This is a genomic window from Mesorhizobium sp. WSM3866 (assembly GCF_002294795.1).
Lineage (GTDB): Bacteria > Pseudomonadota > Alphaproteobacteria > Rhizobiales > Rhizobiaceae > Mesorhizobium.
The window spans coordinates 16759-34397 of record NZ_NSGC01000027.1 but is presented as its reverse complement, the minus strand read 5'-3'; the positions used below and the strand labels follow the sequence as shown (position 1 = coordinate 34397).

At 56.9% G+C, this 17639-nt stretch carries 9 protein-coding genes and 4 pseudogenes; 4 read left to right on the top strand and 9 right to left on the bottom strand.

Going from position 1 to position 17639, the window contains the following annotated elements:
- Positions 1-120 precede the first annotated feature (120 nt).
- Positions 121-404, top strand: a pseudogene (locus CK222_RS32050) (transposase); the annotation flags it as partial.
- Between the two features lie 25 nt (positions 405-429).
- Here CK222_RS32050 and CK222_RS30465 read toward each other — a convergent pair.
- Positions 430-2097, bottom strand: a complete 1668-nt coding sequence (locus tag CK222_RS30465; RefSeq protein ID WP_245433397.1) for an ABC transporter substrate-binding protein — start codon at positions 2095-2097, stop codon at positions 430-432.
- Positions 2098-2191: 94 nt separating this feature from the next.
- The gene (locus tag CK222_RS30460; RefSeq protein ID WP_095802865.1) at positions 2192-4165 is read right to left on the bottom strand and encodes a gamma-glutamyltransferase family protein; all 1974 of its coding nucleotides are present in this window, start codon (positions 4163-4165) and stop codon (positions 2192-2194) included.
- Positions 4166-4348: 183 nt separating this feature from the next.
- Between CK222_RS30460 and CK222_RS30455 the strand changes: the two genes are divergently transcribed.
- Positions 4349-5080 carry a FadR/GntR family transcriptional regulator gene (locus tag CK222_RS30455; RefSeq protein WP_095802864.1) on the top strand — a complete coding sequence of 244 codons (732 nt, stop codon included), beginning with the start codon at positions 4349-4351 and terminating at the stop codon, positions 5078-5080.
- 333 nt (positions 5081-5413) lie between these two features.
- Here the strand turns inward: CK222_RS30455 and CK222_RS33260 are convergent.
- Together CK222_RS33260 and CK222_RS30440 are read right to left on the bottom strand one after the other, a co-directional pair.
- Positions 5414-5524: pseudogene (locus CK222_RS33260) on the bottom strand (ABC transporter permease); the annotation flags it as partial.
- Between the two features lie 183 nt (positions 5525-5707).
- Complete coding sequence (locus CK222_RS30440) at positions 5708-7333, bottom strand: ABC transporter substrate-binding protein (protein ID WP_245433396.1); 1626 nt, start codon at positions 7331-7333, stop codon at positions 5708-5710.
- 1363 nt (positions 7334-8696) lie between these two features.
- On the opposite strand from CK222_RS30440, the gene CK222_RS33585 reads away from it, so the two are divergent.
- Entirely contained in the window at positions 8697-10424 is a 1728-nt protein-coding gene (locus tag CK222_RS33585; RefSeq protein WP_348628822.1) for a N,N-dimethylformamidase beta subunit family domain-containing protein, read from the top strand.
- Between the two features lie 30 nt (positions 10425-10454).
- On the opposite strand, the pseudogene CK222_RS30430 reads toward CK222_RS33585, so the two are convergent.
- From CK222_RS30430 to CK222_RS30415, 4 genes and pseudogenes are all read right to left on the bottom strand, one after another.
- Positions 10455-10756, bottom strand: a pseudogene (locus CK222_RS30430) (hypothetical protein); the annotation flags it as partial.
- Between the two features lie 181 nt (positions 10757-10937).
- Positions 10938-12497 (bottom strand): amidase, encoded by a 1560-nt coding sequence (locus CK222_RS30425; protein WP_095802871.1) that lies wholly within the window; start codon positions 12495-12497, stop codon positions 10938-10940.
- A 190-nt stretch (positions 12498-12687) separates the two neighbouring features.
- A complete protein-coding gene (locus CK222_RS30420; protein ID WP_095802861.1) occupies positions 12688-14277 on the bottom strand; it encodes an NAD(P)/FAD-dependent oxidoreductase in 1590 nt (529 codons plus the stop codon).
- A 477-nt stretch (positions 14278-14754) separates the two neighbouring features.
- Positions 14755-14990, bottom strand: a pseudogene (locus tag CK222_RS30415) (IS630 family transposase); the annotation flags it as partial.
- Between the two features lie 155 nt (positions 14991-15145).
- Here CK222_RS30415 and CK222_RS30410 point away from each other — a divergent pair.
- Positions 15146-15897 (top strand): IS5 family transposase gene (locus tag CK222_RS30410; protein WP_095802860.1). Its coding sequence is split into 2 segments (ribosomal slippage): positions 15146-15476 and positions 15476-15897, totalling 753 coding nucleotides; the frame shifts between segments, so codons are not numbered across the junction.
- Positions 15898-15910: 13 nt separating this feature from the next.
- Here CK222_RS30410 and CK222_RS30405 read toward each other — a convergent pair.
- The gene (locus CK222_RS30405) at positions 15911-17632 is read right to left on the bottom strand and encodes a peptidase M14 (RefSeq protein WP_095802859.1); all 1722 of its coding nucleotides are present in this window, start codon (positions 17630-17632) and stop codon (positions 15911-15913) included.
- Between the last annotated feature and the right edge of the window lie 7 nt (positions 17633-17639).

Sequence of the window (17639 nt, the reverse complement as noted above, 5' to 3'; positions counted from 1 at the left end):
GACGGAATCGAGGTCATCGAAACGAAGCCGCAGAGCGCCGCTTGATCAGCCTCGTCACCCAAATTCCAGCATAGCTCAATCGCGAAAGGACTTCATCGTAGCGCTGAAGGGGCGCGGGAACTGGTCTCCGACTACAATACCGGCCTTGTCGCATCGACCGGCGAGGTGATCCCGGAGGTCGCCTGGCAGCGCTGCTCCTGCACCTTCTCGGGAACGCGCTCGATCAGCTGCCGTGCAAGCGCAGCGACGACTGCCTGCAGGAGCTGCGCTGGCTCTACGACCAGCGCGATCTCGCTGAGGCCAGGGCTGATCTCGCCACACGGCTCGCCAAGTCGTCGCCTCGCTACCCGCCCCTGACAGCCTGGGCCGAGGATGCCATATTGACCATGACTTTCTGTAGGCTCTTCAAAGAAGTCGCGATAGCTGAACTTACGCGGCCTTATCGAGCCAAACCTTGGTCAGGTTTATGTCGCCTGTTGGGTGCATAGCGTAACCCTTAACCATCTTAGTAGAATGGTTAAAGAGGTTAAGCCAATAAGGCTGAATGATAACGCCGGAATCCTGTAAAAGTGTTTCAATATCCTTCATGAGGGCCTTGCGTTTCTCTGGATCAGGCACGGTCAACGCTTTGTCCAGTAGCTTGTCGAAATCCGCGTTTGACCACGACGACTCGTTCCAAGCAGCGCCAGTGCGATAGGCAAGCACTAAGCTCTGCACGCCTAGCGGCCGCATGTTCCAGTTTATTGCTGAAAGAGGGTACTCCAGCCACCCGTTAAAGAAAGTGGACAGCGGAAGAACGGTGCGCTTCACTTTGAATCCAGCTTCGTGCAGTTGCGCTGCAATAGCATCCGCTGTGTCCTTCATCCAATCGGTGTCGCCGCTGATGAGGTCGTGTTCAAAGTCCATCTGACCGGCTTCGCCCATAAGACGCCTAGCAGCTTCAACATCCCGCTTCTTTCTCGGGAGCGGGTAGTATTCAGGGTGTATTGGTGCGACGTGATAGTTTGCTGCAACGGTACCGTAACCAGCGTAAGCGATTTGCAGAACGGCGTCGTTGTCGACGGCCAACTGCAGCGCATTGCGCACCCGCTGGTCGTCATAGGGCTTAGCCTTGACGTGCGCGCGGCACACGATTGTGGTCGCCGTTTTGGCCTCTTGTCTCACCAACCCAAGCTCGTCAAAGATCGCGACATAGTTCGAAAATGTTTGATCATTAGCGTCGATTTCCCCTGATTCAAAGGCGCTCTGAACAGTGGAAGGGTCACTGCCATAGTCAATGAATTGCACCTCTTCCAGGTAAGCTTCACCACCCCACCAGCTTCCGTCTTTTCGCCGCCTAACGATGGCCTTTTGGCCGACGTCCCATGATTGCAGTTCAAACGGTCCGGTACCTACGGGGTGCGCAATGATATTCGACCCGTTCTTTTCAAAGTCACGATGTACGATCAATGCAGGGAAGTCAGTAAACCCGGGGATGATCGTAATGTCGGGCTTGGACAGCCTGAGTTTAACCGTGTGCTCGTCAACTTTGGTGATGCCCCCGGGTATTGCTTTTCCTGTCTTGTCATCAATCAGCGAGGCCAAGCGGTTGGCCATGGAATTTCCAGGTACATGCTTTTCACACCAGCGCAGCAGATTAACGATTACATCGTCGGCATTGAAATCATCCCCGTTGTTCCATTTTACGCCTTTCCTAACATATAGCATGTATTCTGTGGCATAACTATTGACGTCCCAGCTTTCAAGAAGGCACGGTTCAAAGGTGTATTCACGCGTGTATTTGACCAGCGGCTCCAGGAATTGGCGGTAGATGTTTGCCGCCTTTGCATAGTCGTTTACACGTGGCTCCTTAGGATTATAAATCAGAGTGGCAATTCGCAAAGTGCCGCCCGCTTTCGGCGCTTCAGCACCGTTAGCCGGTAGGGTTTCATTCAGCATCGAATATGCCATGGCGGCAGACGCGCCAAAGATGGAGGCCAGCGCCAGAAACTCGCGCCGGTCCATCCCGCCCGTCTTTGCGTCCTCGGCGAGTCCATCCAGGAACTCGGGCATGGGCCTACCGTGCTTGCCAACTTTACGATCCATTGACTGCTTCATTTGCTCCTCCGCTTACCCAGCTTTTTGCTTCCTTTAACGAGGTAGTCCAGCTCCTGTTATCCCTTCCCGCTTTCGTGTATCGTTCTCGAGCCGATCAACGTCCGATGGCATAGCATTTCATACGCCGCGGACTCGCACTGGCGCGCACAACGTCTCCGTCGCGTGCCGCCATGGTGACAGAATTGTAGTGCTCCCATCGGCCAAATATCTCGAGCTGATGACCACGGCGATTTAGCTCAGCGAGGGTCTGGCGTGGGAATCCTGCTTCGACGGCCAAGTGGCCTGGCATCCACTCACGTGGATAGAAGGAACTCGGCAGATGGGCCGAATGAAAGCTAGGCGCGTCGACCGCCTCCTGCAGGTTCATTCCGTGATCCACATGCCGCAAAAACGCGTGGAGTGCCCACTGATCCTGAGAGTCGCCACCTGGCGTTCCGAAGGCAAGGTAGGGTTCGCCGTCCCGCAGTGCCAAAGAGGGCGTGAGCGTTGTACGCGGTCGCTTCCCCGGTGCCAGGGCATTTGGATGGCGCTCATCGAGCAGAAACATTTGCCCACGCACGGAAACGCAGAATCCAAGGCCAGGCACCACCGGCGATCCGCTCATCCATCCGCCGCTTGGCGTGGCCGAAATCATGTTTCCCCATCGGTCGATGATGTCGAAGTGGCAGGTATCGCCGTGGCTTTCTGCCAAAAAGGAAGCCCAGCTTGGAGCTTTGGCGGCATCCCGTTTCCGGGCAAAGTCAATCTCGCTGTGCGCTATGTTGGTCGAACCCGCTGAACGCAGCGGAATCCTTCCCCCGTAGCCGTCAATCCGACCCGGGCGCAGCTCTTGGGACGCTTCGCCTCCGACCAACTGCCGGCGCTCTTCGTTGTATTCGCCTGATAGGAGGCGATCGATCGGGACGTCAGCAAATTTTGGGTCACCGTAAAAGGCGTCGCGGTCAGCGAAGGCGAGCTTGGCGCATTCCTGCACGGTATGGACGAACTCCGCCCCGAGCGGATCCATGCCGGCGATGTCGAAGCCCGTCAGCAGAGCAAGCTGCTGCAGCATCACCGGGCTCTGCGCCCATGGCCCGGGTTTGCACATGCGATACTGTTTGTAGTCGATTGTAAGTGGTGTTTCCACTGTCGCTCGCCAGCGGCTAAGATCTTCGGCTGTGAGGAACCCGGCATGCGCCTCTCCAGAGGTATCCATCACGGGTTGACGGAAGAACTGGTCGATCGCCTCTGCAACAAAGCCCTCGTACCAGGAGCGCCGGGCCGCTTCGATCTGCGCTTCGCGATCCGACCCCGCAGTTTCACATTCACGCACAATTCGCTCGTAAGTCTCAGCCTGTGCCGGCAGGCACAGGAGCGTACCCACCCTGGGGGCTCTCCCACCGGGCAGGAAGACTTCTGCGGAACTAGGCCAATACTCCCTGAAGAAATCAGAGAGGTCGTTCAGGACGGAGGCAATCTCCGGACTGGTAACGAAGCCATTTCGGGCTATCGCGATGGCGGGAGCAAGGACATCACGTGGCCGCATTGTTCCGTAATCTCGCAACAGCAGCATCCATGCACCAAAGGAGCCCGGGACGACAGCTGGCAGATGTCCCGCGCCCGGAATGATGTCGAACCCCATTTTTCGCAGCTTGCTAGCGTTGACCGCTGCGGGCGCAACTCCTTGGCCGCAAATAACATCCACGCGCTTTTTGGCCACACTCCACAGCACGATCGGTACGTCGCCGCCGGGGCCGTTCTCGTTTGGCTCAACGATGTGCAGAACACAGCCGGTCGCTACCGCGGCATCGAAGGCGTTGCCGCCTCTTTCGAGAATCGACATGCCGACCGTCGAGGCAAGCCAATGCGTCGATGTGACGACCCCGAATGTGCCGACGATTTCAGGACGGGACGTTATCACGAGAGCCTCATAAGCGATTGCAGGAATGCCGTTGGTTTGAAAGCCACCGGCCGGCAGTGTAACCGCTCTCGCCTGTCGGCAGACTGGAAGCCACCGCCAGCCAAGCGCAGTGAGATATCTTACGTCGAGTGGACGTTTGACGACTTCGCGTAGCTTGCCTTTGGCCATCCAAGCTCGGCTGCATCAAGCTCTCCTCTGTCATTGTTATAGAATGCTCCGCCACCGTCGGCCAGCAAGAAGTTGATGCCAATATCCAATTGGTCTAATATTGTGGTCTGCGGTTAGTGCTTAGAATTCGGACATTTTCATAAGAAAGGAGAAAAGGGTGAAGCCAAAGGGGCATTGGTACCGATGAATAGACGCGACGGAAGCCTGCAGAAGCTGATGCAGTTTCTGGCGAGCGGACGCTATCCGCCGCAGAGCCGGTTGCCGCCGGAGCGCGAGTTGGCACAGATGCTCGGCGTCAGCCGCAGCGGCTTACGAGAAGGCCTTGAGATGCTCGAGGCTGAAGAGCGGATATGGCGCCACGTGGGCAAAGGCACATTCGTCGGCCCTAGACCTCTGGAGGCGGCTCGCGGAATGGACTTCGTCTCTGCTGCGACCAGCCCGGAAGAAGTGCTGGAGGTTCGGATGTTATTTGAGCCGCTCATAGCCCGGCAGGCCGCTATGCGGGCAACCTCCGCGGAGATTGAGAACATGTGGCGCCTGCAGGAGAAGAGCGAAGGCGCTCGTGACGTGAAGGCTTGGGAGCTTTGGGACGGCACATTGCATCGCGCGGTCGCACAGGCAGCGCATAATAAGCTTCTGCTCGCCCTCTTCGACGCATTCAATGCGATAAGAGGCCAGGCAGCTTGGGTCCGATTGAGACAGGCCGCCTTGAGGCACGAGCGGCTCATCATCTATCGCCAGCAGCATCGCGCCTACGTTGCAGCCATCGCCGCACGCGACCCGGCGTTGGCAGAGCAGGCGATGCGTCTCCATATTAGAACCGTTTGGAGCAACTTGTTGGGACGGGAACGAGACCAAAGTTCAGCGCTGGATATTGGGCGAGACAGAACGAAGCGATTGACCAGAGATCCATAGGTGAAGCTGGACGCACCCAGCACTGCCACGAAGATCTCCGCCTCACGGATCTCGCCGAAGATCTCCGCCTCACGGATCTCGCCGTTGTCTCTATCAGCGATCGGAATCTTCTTGCCGGAATAATCTACGAAAACCTTGTCGCCGGCGACATCTTCTTGGGCGCATTGTCGTCGAAAGCCGCTGTTCGAAGCTGCGAAAGCTCGCAGAACCGGCTATAGCCATATCCGTGGGGTGAAGCGACGGGCGCTGGTGCGGAGCCCTTGGCATAGCGCAGCGCGAGCGACCCTCGTGGATTGAAGGCGCTGGCTGCCGCTAGGGCGGTACGTGCAGCCCTAAGCCACCATCCCGCGGGATGGTCGGGTCGATACCGAGGACGATGAAAGTGAGACTACTTTGAAGGCGAATATTACTGGCCACGTTCAGTACTGTAAGCACAATAAGCGGAACTGTGCGAACCCAAAGCTGCGTCCGGAAAGCCACGCATCAAGTCGGACCGAGCAGCAAGAATCGCGAAGGTCACAGCGGCCACCGCTGTGCCGGCATCCTCGAATACTCCGGTTGCGGCTATGCCAGTGCTGGAGTGACTAATTATCATAGCGGGCCCTTCACGCATGGGTACTACTTCTCTCAGCCGTTCCGATCGATCCAGACCTTATCGAGATCTACATCGGTTGCGGGGTGCTTCTGGTAACCTCGGACCTGCTTGGTAAAATGACAAAACACGCTTTGCCAATAAGGCTGGATGATGACGCCTGAATCCTGCAAAAGTGTTTCGATATCTTTCATAACCGCTTTGCGCTTCTCTTGGTCCGGTAAGGTCAAAGCCTTGTCGAGCAGCTTGTCGAATTCCGGGTTTGACCATGACGTTTGGTTCCACGCAGCGCCACTGCGATAGGCTAGTGCCAGCACCTGAACGCCGAGCGGCCGCATATTCCAAGGGCAGACCGAAAGCGGGTATTTCATCCAATTGTTGTAGAATGTGCTATCGGGCAAAACTGTCCGCTTCACCTTAAAGCCCGCTTCGCGGAATTGCTGGGCAATGACATCAGCCGGGTCCTTGACCCAGTCCGTGTCGGGACTGATAATCTCGTGCTCGAAATCCAGCTGACCGGCTTCGGTCATTAGGCGCTTCGCAGCCTCGACATCTCGTTTCTTCTCCGGAACCGGATAGTACTCGGGATGTATTGGTGCGACATGATAGTTGGCAGCAGGGCTGCCATAGCCATCGTAGCCAACTTGCAGCACAGCACTGTTGTCGACCGCCAACTGTAATGCATTGCGTACTCGCTTGTCATCGTAGGGCTTATTTGTGACATTAGCGGCACACAGGACCGTCGCCCCTGTCTTTGCCTCGGACCTAATCAAACCCGCTTTGTCAAAAATGGGGATATTAGCCGGGTTCGTTATGTAATTCACGTCGATTTCGCCTGACTCGAAGGCGCTCAGCTCGATAGACCTGTCGCTGCCGTAGTCAATGAACTGGACCTCGTCCAAGTATGCTTCGCCGCCCCACCAGCTTCCATTTGTTCGCCGCTTCACGATCACTTTCTGGCCTACGTCGTAAGACACTAACTCAAACGGGCCCGTTCCGATCGGATGCGCAACGACGTCTGACCCGTTCCTTTCGAACTCGCGGTGAACGACCAAGGCGGGAAAATCGGTAAAGCTGGCGATAATTGTGATATCGGATTTCGGCAGCTTAAGTTTGACCGTATATTCGTCCACCTTGGTGATGGCGCCTTCCACCGGCTTTCCTGTCTTTTCGTCGATCAACGTCGCAAGGCGCGCCGCCATTGAATTTCCAGGCACGTTCCTATCGCACCAACGAAGCAGATTAAACATCACGTCGTCAGCGGTAAAATCGTCGCCGTTGCTCCATTTTACGCCTCGACGAACGAATAGCGTATATTCCGTAGCATCGTCATTAATTTTCCAGCTTTCGAGAAGATGCGGTTCGAACGTATAGTCTCGCGTGTACTTCACGAGTGGCTCGAGGAATTGCCGGTATACGTTTGCCACCCTGTCATCGTCACTTATCCGAGGATCTTTAGCGCCGAGAATACCAGGCATGGAAAATCTCAGCGTGCCACCTTTCTTTGGCGTTTCTTCAGCATATGCCGGCGGCGTCGCGCCGAGCATTGAATATGCGACGGCTGTCGAAGCACCGAATATCGAAGCGAGCGCGAGAAATTGGCGCCGATCCATCCCGCCTTTTTTGGCTTCCTCGGCCAGACTGTCGAGGACCTTCGGCATGGGGCCGCTTTTCCTGGCTTTATGTTGCATTTTGATCCCCTCATTTTCACGGTCAGCTACCTCTAGCTAATGTCTAGCCAGTGCAATGAGCGGCCTGCAAGGCGAAAAAATAACGTTTGGTATAAACCCTGCTCATACTGCGGGCATGTTAACTCCATCCCAGGAGCTACCCAGACTAAGCCGAGGCTTGCTGCAACCGCTTGTTCTCGTCGGAGCTGTCGCTGGCGGGATTCGTCCGAAGTCTCTGACCTGAACTTAAGTCGTGCAGGATCGGAGGCTATCGGCCGGCAAGTTCGATCGTCATGTGTGGTTGCCGAATGTCCTTGCAAATTGCGATTGATCTGAAACCTGACGGAGCTGCAAGCCCGTCCAAGATGCGTTCGGCTGGACCAAGACGGGGCCGGACAAGACGAAGTTCCGCGCCGCGACCGTGTCGGCTGACCTTTCGCCTTCGCGGCAGCCTCCTACAATCTGGTGCGACGGCCGAAGCTCATGGCAATCGCGATAGAGACTGCCAACTGCTTGGCCGTTCGCGCATCTCTGGGCCTATCTGTGGGGTCATCACTATCTCGATCTTTGCGGCCCGTCACGGTGATTGTCGGCGCTAGCAATCACGGCGAAAGCGCCTGCGATACATGCAAGCGCCCCTCCATCTCTCCTATAGCCCCCTCGATAAACTTTTTTACGCGGGCGGGCTTCGACGAAACAGACGAAGTCACCGGCGAGGGCCACGTAGATTGCTTGATAATAGTTCCATCGAGATCACATTCACTAGCATGACAGCGACGAGGTCACCCTCAGGGCGATACAGCCCTCTTATTCAACAACCTAATAGAGATAAAGCTGGTCTATATCAGACGCAAAGATTTCTGAGTTGAAAACTCCGCCAGCTAGCATATCGAATAACGAAAATCGGCAGGTAGCGTGGGCGTCATCGCGCTACGGTCGACCTTAGGGAGGGCTATCGTGCATGCTGATTCCGAAACGTATCGCGCTCGCCACTCTGCTGGTCTCGGATGTGGCAACTCTCGCTTACGTGCCATCGGCGTTGCCACCACAGCTCCCTACGCCGCCCGCTTGCGCATCCGCTTTCCGGCGTCGAGCATAGTGAGGGGATGGTCCCCGTTAGGACTGTCGGCGGCGGTGAAGCGGGGTAAGGCGCTTGGATTTACGGCTCCGCATTCGTCACCGTGATGTCGGCGGCGGGCTTGGCCTACTGCACGCGGCACAATCGTCCGGCAGTTGGGTCAGGTCGTGTCGGAGGCACATCACGCTAGGTATCTTGCAGCCGGCGCTGCGGTGGCAGCGATGGCATAGGCCGGCGTTCAGTGTTGTTTGATCTAGGTCTACGAGGGAGCATGCGATGACGATGTCTCATTATCCAGAGCCGCCTTTCACACGGCGGCGCAAGGTCCCGGTTCAGACCGAGCCGTTCCTGTCAGGTGCGCATCCTTCGTTGTTGCCAGAATACCGATATCTGCCTTATCCGGCGACTGGACGAGAGGAAGTGCCCTACTTTGCCGGATATATGACAGCGATCAGCGTGAAACCGGGAGAAGAGCTCTCGGTGCATGTTGCGACAAGGTCGAGCGAAGTCTGCTATGTCGATATTTATCGTGTGATTGGATGTGAGGATGCGCGCCTCACCCCGAAGCTGTCTTTCGTTCGGCGCATAGGGCCAGTACAGCCGCACGCCCTGCCGCCCTCGTCAGCAGGGCGTCACCTCGGCCCGGCTGACGCTGATAGCGAGGGATGTCGGTGGCCAAAGGTGACTCTCTTCGATCGGGTTCCTGACGATTGGCCGAGTGGCGTATATGTTGCTCAGTTCTGTTCCGCCGTTAAGCCGCGCGGTCGCACTTCGGGGCGAGCGGGTGAGGACGCGCTGTTCATCGTTAGGGGCGGCGGCGAGCGCCCACGGTCACGGATCCTCTGCCAGCTGAATGTTTGCACCTGGGCTGCTTACCACATCTGGCATAACCGCAGCCTTTATTTGGGGCGTACAGACGATGGCGAATTCTGCGATGACCTTGACAGTTCGAAGGCCTCCTTTCACCGGCCCGGTATTGGACTTTGCCTTCCCAACGGGAACCTCTTGGCCCCTTATCCGCCGAAGGCCGCGTACGCCTTCGCGTTGATTGACTGGCTGGAACGTGAGGGCACTGGTGTCGACTTCTGTTCAGGGCTCGACATATCCTCCGGCGACGCGAACCTCGACCAGTACGGGACGCTTCTCACGATCGGCCACGATGAGTACTGGACCGCGAACCAGCACGACGCAGTACGCGAGTTTCGTAATTCCGGAGGCCATACGATATTCCTCGGTGGCAACCTTGGAGAGGAGCTAGTCCGTGAGACTACCGACAGGACGGCAATAGAATACTACGACTTCGTCGGTAGTGAATCCCTTGACCCACTAGCAACCGCCGTGTCGCCAGCACCCAACGCATCGCTGACAGGTCACACGTACCGACTGCGCGACGAAGGCGTAACCCCGACGACAGGCGTGTACAATTATGTACATCGGCCTGGATCCCCGCAGGAACTACTAACCGGCGGCGCCATGTGGTACTGGGAACTCAGCGGTGGGCCTTCGCGTCCTCCCTGTGGCTTTACTATTTGCAATGCCGACCATTGGGTGTTCGACGAGTTGAAGCTCCAGGACGGAGAGACGTTCGGTGCGGAGATAAAACTCATAGGTCACGAGGCGGACGGATTAGAGGTGGAGTTTCATAATAGTGGTCCGCAACTCACTTTCGCCGACGGAGCCCTTCCGGGGACCAAACTTCTCGCGGTCGCGGACTGCCGGCACTGGGGCGAGTGGGATTTCAGCGCTTGGCCCCCCACGTTCATCCTTGGCCGCCCATATCATCCTGCCGGTTCTGGGGGGGTTGTCACCATGATTTGTCAAGAACAGGATGGGAAGGGAATGCTCTTCTCCGCTCCCACAACAGACTGGGTCTTTGGCCTCTTGCCGACCGTCGACTGGACAGCAACACGCAGCTTCGAGCCTCCGCTACTCCCCGCAGACCCCATTGTGGAGCAAGTCACTCGCAACGTGTTACTTGCCTCCCAGCAGCGCAGGCGGACATAGTCCGCCTGTTTGGTAGTTCCTCCTGTTGAGTCAACCGTGAACAATGCGACTGTTAGGCGGCGAGCGGCAGCGGGCGAGCAAAGAGCAATGTCCGGAATAGCTGCAAAAGCAGCCCAGCCAGTTGAGCAGGAGGCGGAGGCTGTAGTCCATGGCGGCGAGAACCGCATTGATCGCAGCACCTCGGCTATGGGCGAGATAGTTGCGGTCATGCGATGCTCGTTCTTGATGTGGCCGATCACCGGCTCGATGGCGGCGGCCCTGCGCTTCATCTCGCGTTTGATGGCGGCAGTGACGCGGCGCTTCTGGCCTGAGATGAACACCTTGATCTTGTGGTGGCCTCTCTAAGCATACCGTCGCCTCGGCATGGTCATCAGTTGCTGGCGAATGACCGCGCACGCCGCCGCTCCTCATCAGAGAGGCCGAACTCTCGTTGTCATTGTATCAGTTTTCTGCTGACACGCGGAGCTATTGGCGACCCGAGCACGGCGCCCAGCTTCAGCCCAGTTTTGCGTCCTATCCGTCGAGAGCGGGTACGTTCCTGTGTCGCGTTGCGGATTCATATGCATACGCGTACGCCAACAGTTCGGCCTCACTCCACATTCTGCCTACAAAGATTAACCCGAAAGGTGAGCCCGACCCGTAGTACCCAGCGGGAACTGTGACTCCCGGGAGACCAGCGATGTTGATTTCGTCGACAGTTGTCGCGCGAATATGCTCTGTTCCGTGCAGCGGTGGTAGCTCCCGAAGCATTTGGGGAAAGACGCACGCGTCGAGGTTGTGGCGAGCAAACACCTCATCGAAAATCCCGAGATACATCGCCTTCAGATCAATGAACTCGCTGATGTCTGGCGGACGAGACGGGTTTGCCAGGATCGCCGCGAACTGTGGCAGATCGCGCAAGAAGTACAGTAACCCTGACGGCTCGAACGGGTTCTCTTTCTCAGTCTTCTGCACGAACTCCGCGAACGACTTTAGCTCAGCCTTGGAGCCTAGCCGCTCGAAGTATTTGTGAAGGTCGTAAGGAAAGGACTCGAGGCCGCGCGCGTCGAAATCCGAAAGCGGCTTGCGGAGATCCGCAAAACCCGACCCGGCAAAGGGATCTTCGATCAGAACTGCGCCAAGTCGTTCGAGCTCTTCTTTTGCTCTGCCGTAGAGGACCTCCGCCTCCTTTGACAGAGGCTGATTGCGCCATCCGCTGCCATAAAGAGCCAGCCGTTTGCCCTTAAGCGCATCTCCCCTAAGCTTGGAGGTGTAACCCTCCTTCGGCGTCTTACCGACGGCTGCGAGGGTCTTGGGATCCTCTGAGGTGTAGCCGGCAATCACATCTAGGCAAATAGCCGCGTCACGCACGCATCGCGCCAGGGGACCAACGACGTCCCGATTGGCTGACAGCGGAAAAACTCCGGCATTGGCCACCAAACACATAGTTGGTTTGACGCCGACGAGGTCCTGCGCCGAAGCAGGCTTTTGAATCGAACCCCCGGTCTCTTGCCCCAGGCCGAGCACTACCATAGCCGAGGCAACAGCAGAGGCGGTACCCGAACTGCTGCCGCCGGGTACGCGATCGGGAATCACGACGTTCAATGTCGGCCCCGCCCAGCTGTCATTGGCATTAGAACCACTACTGCTAAGTATAGGAACGTTGGTCTTGCCGATGATCACGGCGCCCGCTTCGCGCAAGCGGGCCACGACCGGCGCGTCACGCTCCGGTATGATATTGACCCCGCCCATTTTGCCGCACAGCAGCGACCATCCCGCAGTTGTGGGAAAGCCAGCCATATCCACAGTGTCTTTCACCACGACCGGGACGCCCGCCAACGGACCGAGGCATTCGCCGGCTGCACGCCGCCTATCGATTTCCTTCGCGTCCTCAACAGCCGATGGAATCAAAAAGATGATCGCGTTGTATTTCGAGTTGTAACGCTCGATTCTGGCGAGGCTCGCCTCGACCAACGATTGGGCCGTGTATGCTCCGCGTGCGAGGCCAACTTGGACGTTTTGGACAGTGAGGTTTGTAAGGTCAAACGATCTACTGTCAGGCGGTTCATGGCGCAAAGGGCTGGGCTGACTCATCGATTGCTCCATTGAGTGCAGGGCGACCAAAGCTTGAGCGACGAAGTGCGCCGCGGACCGGGCGACCAACTCATCTCCAGACCATGCGGCTTAGGTACCGCGTCTCTCGCAGTCGGCGTCGATGAAAGCACTGTGCGGCTCCTGCACCCTCTCTAGTAGGTACATGTCGTCGTTTAGCTACTAGTCATGCCTAAGACAGCTTCTTCCCGCGGTCTCGCAGGATCTCGCCCACTGCATTGAAACCTGGCAGCCCACTGACGCTTCCGCCGGGGTGACAAGATGAGCCGCATTGGTAAAGTCCTTTAATTGGCGTCCTGTAGTCAGCGTAGTGAGGGTACGGTCTACGCGAGAATAATTGATCTGGTGTCATCTGCCCATGCAAGATATTTCCGCCAGGTATATTTAGGATATTCTCAATATCCGTTGGCAACAGCACCTGATAATCAATGATATCGCTCGTGAATCCAGGAACGAATTCATCAAGAACTTGCCATACGGTCCTTAGAAATTCGGGTCGGCGGCTCGACCAGTCCCCTTCACGGAGCTTGTATGCGACATGGCCGCCATAGAGATTTACGACATGCTTGCCTTGGGGAGCCATGCTCCTGTCAAAATGTGTCGGTGTAGCTACGGTCATCCATGGGGACTGCGCGAAGCCGCCGTATTTCGCGTCGTCATAGGCCTTTTCCAAATAATCGATAGTCGGCCCGATATGCACGAAAGCCGGCACGGGGGAACCACTACTGGCTCCGAGGGCTTTGAGCTGAGGCGCTCGATTACAAGCAACGTTAATTTTCCAATTCGTGCCAAAGGTATTGAATTTTTCGAGCGACTGAACAAGGTCATCAGGGAGGTGTTTACGGTCTACGGCCTTCCCGAACAGGATCTTCGCGTGCATGCTGCTCGCGACAATCCCAGTGCGATATTCGCGACCATCCTTAGTCGCGACACCTTTGACTCTCCCACCTTCCACAATTACCTGCTCTACCTCGGCATTGATGTGAATTTCGACGCCCAATCCTTGAGCGGACGCCGCTAGTGCCTTCGAAACAGTTCCCATGCCCCCGATGACATGTCCGTGCACCAACTCGTCGGAGTAATCCGTAAGCATGTTATAAAGGCAAGCAAGAGCAGATCCCCTGGAGTGGGGACCTACGAAGTTTCCGATACCACCTACGTAGGCGAAAAGCGCGCGAACTGCATCGCTCTCAAACCAATGGCTCAGGTATTCGTCCGCGCTTTGCGTCATAAGCTCTACGAAGTCGAACATCTTAGTTCTCAAACCAAAATTCCGCCAAGAGAACGAAAGTGTCCTGGTTATGTCTCGGAAATTTGAAGCCGTAGGGTCAGGTGGAACCTCTGTGCCGAGGTGGCGCATGTACCCCGCCAGTTTGTTATGAAACTCAACGAACTTAGGATAAGCTTCAGCATCTCTTCTTGAAACCTGAGCGATACTCTTAGCGGTAGCGACATCATCGTAATTTGTTCTTAAACACCGTCCGTCTTCTGTGGGGCTAAAGAGATCACCATAGGGAACCGCTTTCAGACCTAATTTCTCCAGTTCGAGGTCCTTAATGATTCGCGGATACAAGTGCTGCAAGCCGTAGGAGAAGACAGAAAACTTGAAACCGGGAACGACCTCGTCTGAAAATGACGCACCGCCCACGGCGTGCCGTCGCTCCAGCACAGCGGTTCTCATCCCCGCTCGCGCTAAATACGATGCGCACACCAAGCCATTGTGCCCGCCACCCAATACGACCGCATCATAGACGTTTGGCATAAGTGACCTCCTATTTGGCGCCTACGGCGTCGCACCCTTCGTCCTTCAGCGTCCGCCCTCGTGGTTCATTGCAGAAAGGTATTCCCGGCTGCACAAAAAGCAGCCGCACATGCACCAGTCGAGCGCGCCACGATCAGCATCACACTGACGAAGACGAGCGGCCAAGCCCAAAGCGCCCTCCATCGCCGCCCACAGTCCAACGGTGACCATCCCCCGTCAGAGCATGACCAATAGCTTTCCCAAAGGTCGACCGTCGAGCGCGCCAAAGGTCGACCGTTGAGCGCGATCGCGCTCATCTGCCCTTTCAAGCTATCCGATACACTAGCCGCAGGAGCTCACAACTCAGAAACGATTGCGCCTGATATAGACCAGCTTCACCTCTAGGAGTTGGGAGGCCCGGACAGCGGCGCTGGTGACAGAGCGGCGCGTCCTCTACCGCGGGAGCGGCAGCAGGCCAGACTGCTCGGCGGCCGCTCCCATCTCATTCAGCGTGTTGTCCTTGCGCTCCTCGATCAGCCCGGCGATGAAGGCCTCATGCGCATCGAGGCTGGAAGCGCGGCGGCGGCCCTGCGGGCGTGGCGCCAGTTCACGGATCTTCGCCGCGCAATCCAGCGAATCGCGGTGGATACACCCGTGCCGAACCGCGCCGACATGCCTCCGTCCGACGCCTTCCAGACCCGCGACCGAAGATCCATGCTCAATGCTCTTCCCATCGTCCACCTCCATCCAGGTGGATGTTGATTCAGCACAAAACGCAGCCGTTGCATCACAATTGACTCATCGATCACAGGAGATGCTCTAGGGTCTGTTGGGATTCAGGATTCCCCTTTTGATCGAGAGATGATTCAAGCTCCGAAAGGAGTTTGGAATGGATCGATTCGTTCTGACGGACGCACAGTGGGCGAAGATTGAGCCGCATTGTCTCGGCAAAGGCAGTGACCCCGGTCGCAGTGGCAAAGACAACCGGCTGTTTGTGGAGGGCGTGCTTTGGATTGCGCGCACCGGCAGCCCCTGGCGCGATTTGCCGGCGGTGTTTGGGCACTGGAACTCCACCTTTACGCGTTATCGCGACTGGGTGAAGGCGGATGTTTTCAAACGGATTTTTGATGCGGTGTCGGATGATCCCGACATGGAATTCGCCATGGTCGACGCCACCATCGTCAAGGTCCACCGTCACGGCCAGGGCGCAAAAGGGGGACTCAAAGTCAGGCCATAGGCAAGTCCAAGGGCGGTTGGACGACTAAAATCCTCGCACTCACCGACGCCCTCGGCAATTTGGTCCGCTTCCATCTCCTGCCCGGCCAACGCTACGACACGGTGGGCGTGGCGCCGCTGATCGAAGGCATCGAGTTCGGCGCTCTGATTGCCGACAAGGCATTCGATTCCAACTGGATCATCGCTGAGCTGAACGAGCGTGGTGCAGGCATCGTCATCTCCCAGCGCCCACAGAGGCTGAAGCCACTCGTCATAGACGCCGAAATCTACAAATGGCGCCACCTCATCGAGAACTTCTTCTGCAAACTCAAAGAATTCAAACGCCTAGCAATGAGAGCCTGCAAAACAGACAAAAGCTTCGAGAGCCTCATCTACCTCTGCTCGGTCGTCATCAATTCCAGATGAATCCCAACAAGCCCTAGACCGTGTCTAATTGCTGAAAAGCTTCGTAAACGGCCAAGACGAATTCTGTTTGCGCGTCGTGACCAGAAATGAATGCGCGACCATAGATCGTTTCGTCTGGATACTCGCTCACGATCCGAAGAGGGACCGAGCAGCCGTTATCCTCCGAGCTAAAACAGGGGATGCCGTTGATCACTTTGAATTCGCTCTCACCGCAATGGCTTTGGAATAGGCTAATTTGAGCTGCATTGAACTCGAGCAAGCCAGGCACGCGCCCGAGACGCCTCGTGACTTTGTCAATCAACAATTCTGCAGCACCTGCCCATTCACTATGATGTTGCATCAGAAGACAAAAACCTCTCGGAACCGCCCACTCTTCGAACGCCAGCGGTAAATAGCCGGATAGCGGCCGGGTCCACTCGTGGGACGCATAACCGTGCAGCGCCAAGTGAAGTTTTGCCCCGCTGAGACGCTGGGCCTCGTGGTGGATTGCTTTCTCGAATAGGGGTTCCGTCGCCCGGGTTAAGATGTCGTCCCCCAGTGCGGTGTACCGCGCGGCGTGGTGCAGGTGGTACGGGTTATCAGTGCGGAGCCGCCAATGGAGCTGATAACCGTCTGGATTTTCCAGCGGCGAGACCACGAAATGCGCGTCGGGACGCGCTGCAAGTTCGCACGCCGCTCGTAGCGCACCCACCACCCCCGTTGTCTCGTTCGCATGCTGCCCACCGCTTATGATTACGGCACGATCCGACCCTTTCCGGTATAGCGCCTTGACCGAGCGGCCGGATCGCGAACGTGCCTCCAGGACATCCCCGCCGATCCCGGCCAGTTCCGCCCTCACCTGTGCCGCCGAGATTGGCTCCTCCGCCTCGTTGAGCGGCATGAATCTACTCGGAGCCTCAGATTGGGTGAGAGGCCGTGTCTCTATCCGCACCGCCGGCGCCGCGTTCACGTAGCGGATTTCGGGAACGATTTGGCCCGGTTGTCCCGTCCAATCCCCAAGTAATCGGCCCGACTTCCTTTGGAAGACCTCGATTAGAGAGAAATAGAGATCCTCATGCATCGCCTCCAGCAGGGAGATCGCTTCCTGGTCAACCGGCAACCGTCGGTCCATAATAGGAAGGTTGACGGCGATGTTCAGTTCCTCAAAATAGGGCTCCTCCCCACTCCATTCATGCGTAACCACCGCCCGCACTGCGGCTTCGAATAACTTTTCGTAGTCAGTTTGCAGCCGCTCGCCGGGGCTGGCCTCTCCGATCCTGACCCAACCGGTAGGGGATAAATGAATTACGTCGATGGAGTCCACATGAACTCGATTAGGCGCGAAGACGGAATGTGTGCTGGTGCTACCGTTACTATGTCTCAGCCTTACCCGGTAGAAAAGGTCGTCTTGAGTTCCGGCCTCAAATGTCAAGGCCGCGTGTCCGACGAGCGCCGCCAGCGGATATGCCTCGCATCGAAAACGACTTACATGGCAAATGCGATGCACCGGGTAGACCACGTGGACGGCTGCAAGCGAAACAATATCCACATCCTCCAGAAAAAAATGGAGTAATGGCTTATACGCGCTACGAAACCGCGCTTCGACACCAAATTTAGCGAGCTGCAACTCGGCCTCACGCCGACTTGTTTCGTCATCGAAAGTCCACGCCTCGATCCTTGATCCTTCCGCTTCCGCGAAACGGGCTACGAGTTGACCTAGAGTACGTTCAAAATTGCCCTCGTAGATCATCGTCAATTAGAGG

What these genes read in the sequence shown, in the direction of transcription:
- CK222_RS30420 (WP_095802861.1), bottom strand. Translation starts at nt 14,277, where the DNA reads ATGCCAAACGTCTATGATGCGGTCGTATTGGGTGGCGGGCACAATGGC.
- CK222_RS30425 (WP_095802871.1), bottom strand. Translation starts at nt 12,497, where the DNA reads ATGAGTCAGCCCAGCCCTTTGCGCCATGAACCGCCTGACAGTAGATCG.
- CK222_RS30440 (WP_245433396.1), bottom strand. Translation starts at nt 7,333, where the DNA reads ATGCCGAAGGTCCTCGACAGTCTGGCCGAGGAAGCCAAAAAAGGCGGG.
- CK222_RS30460 (WP_095802865.1), bottom strand. Translation starts at nt 4,165, where the DNA reads ATGGCCAAAGGCAAGCTACGCGAAGTCGTCAAACGTCCACTCGACGTA.
- CK222_RS30465 (WP_245433397.1), bottom strand. Translation starts at nt 2,097, where the DNA reads ATGAAGCAGTCAATGGATCGTAAAGTTGGCAAGCACGGTAGGCCCATG.
- CK222_RS33585 (WP_348628822.1), top strand. Translation starts at nt 8,697, where the DNA reads ATGACGATGTCTCATTATCCAGAGCCGCCTTTCACACGGCGGCGCAAG.
- CK222_RS30455 (WP_095802864.1), top strand. Translation starts at nt 4,349, where the DNA reads ATGAATAGACGCGACGGAAGCCTGCAGAAGCTGATGCAGTTTCTGGCG.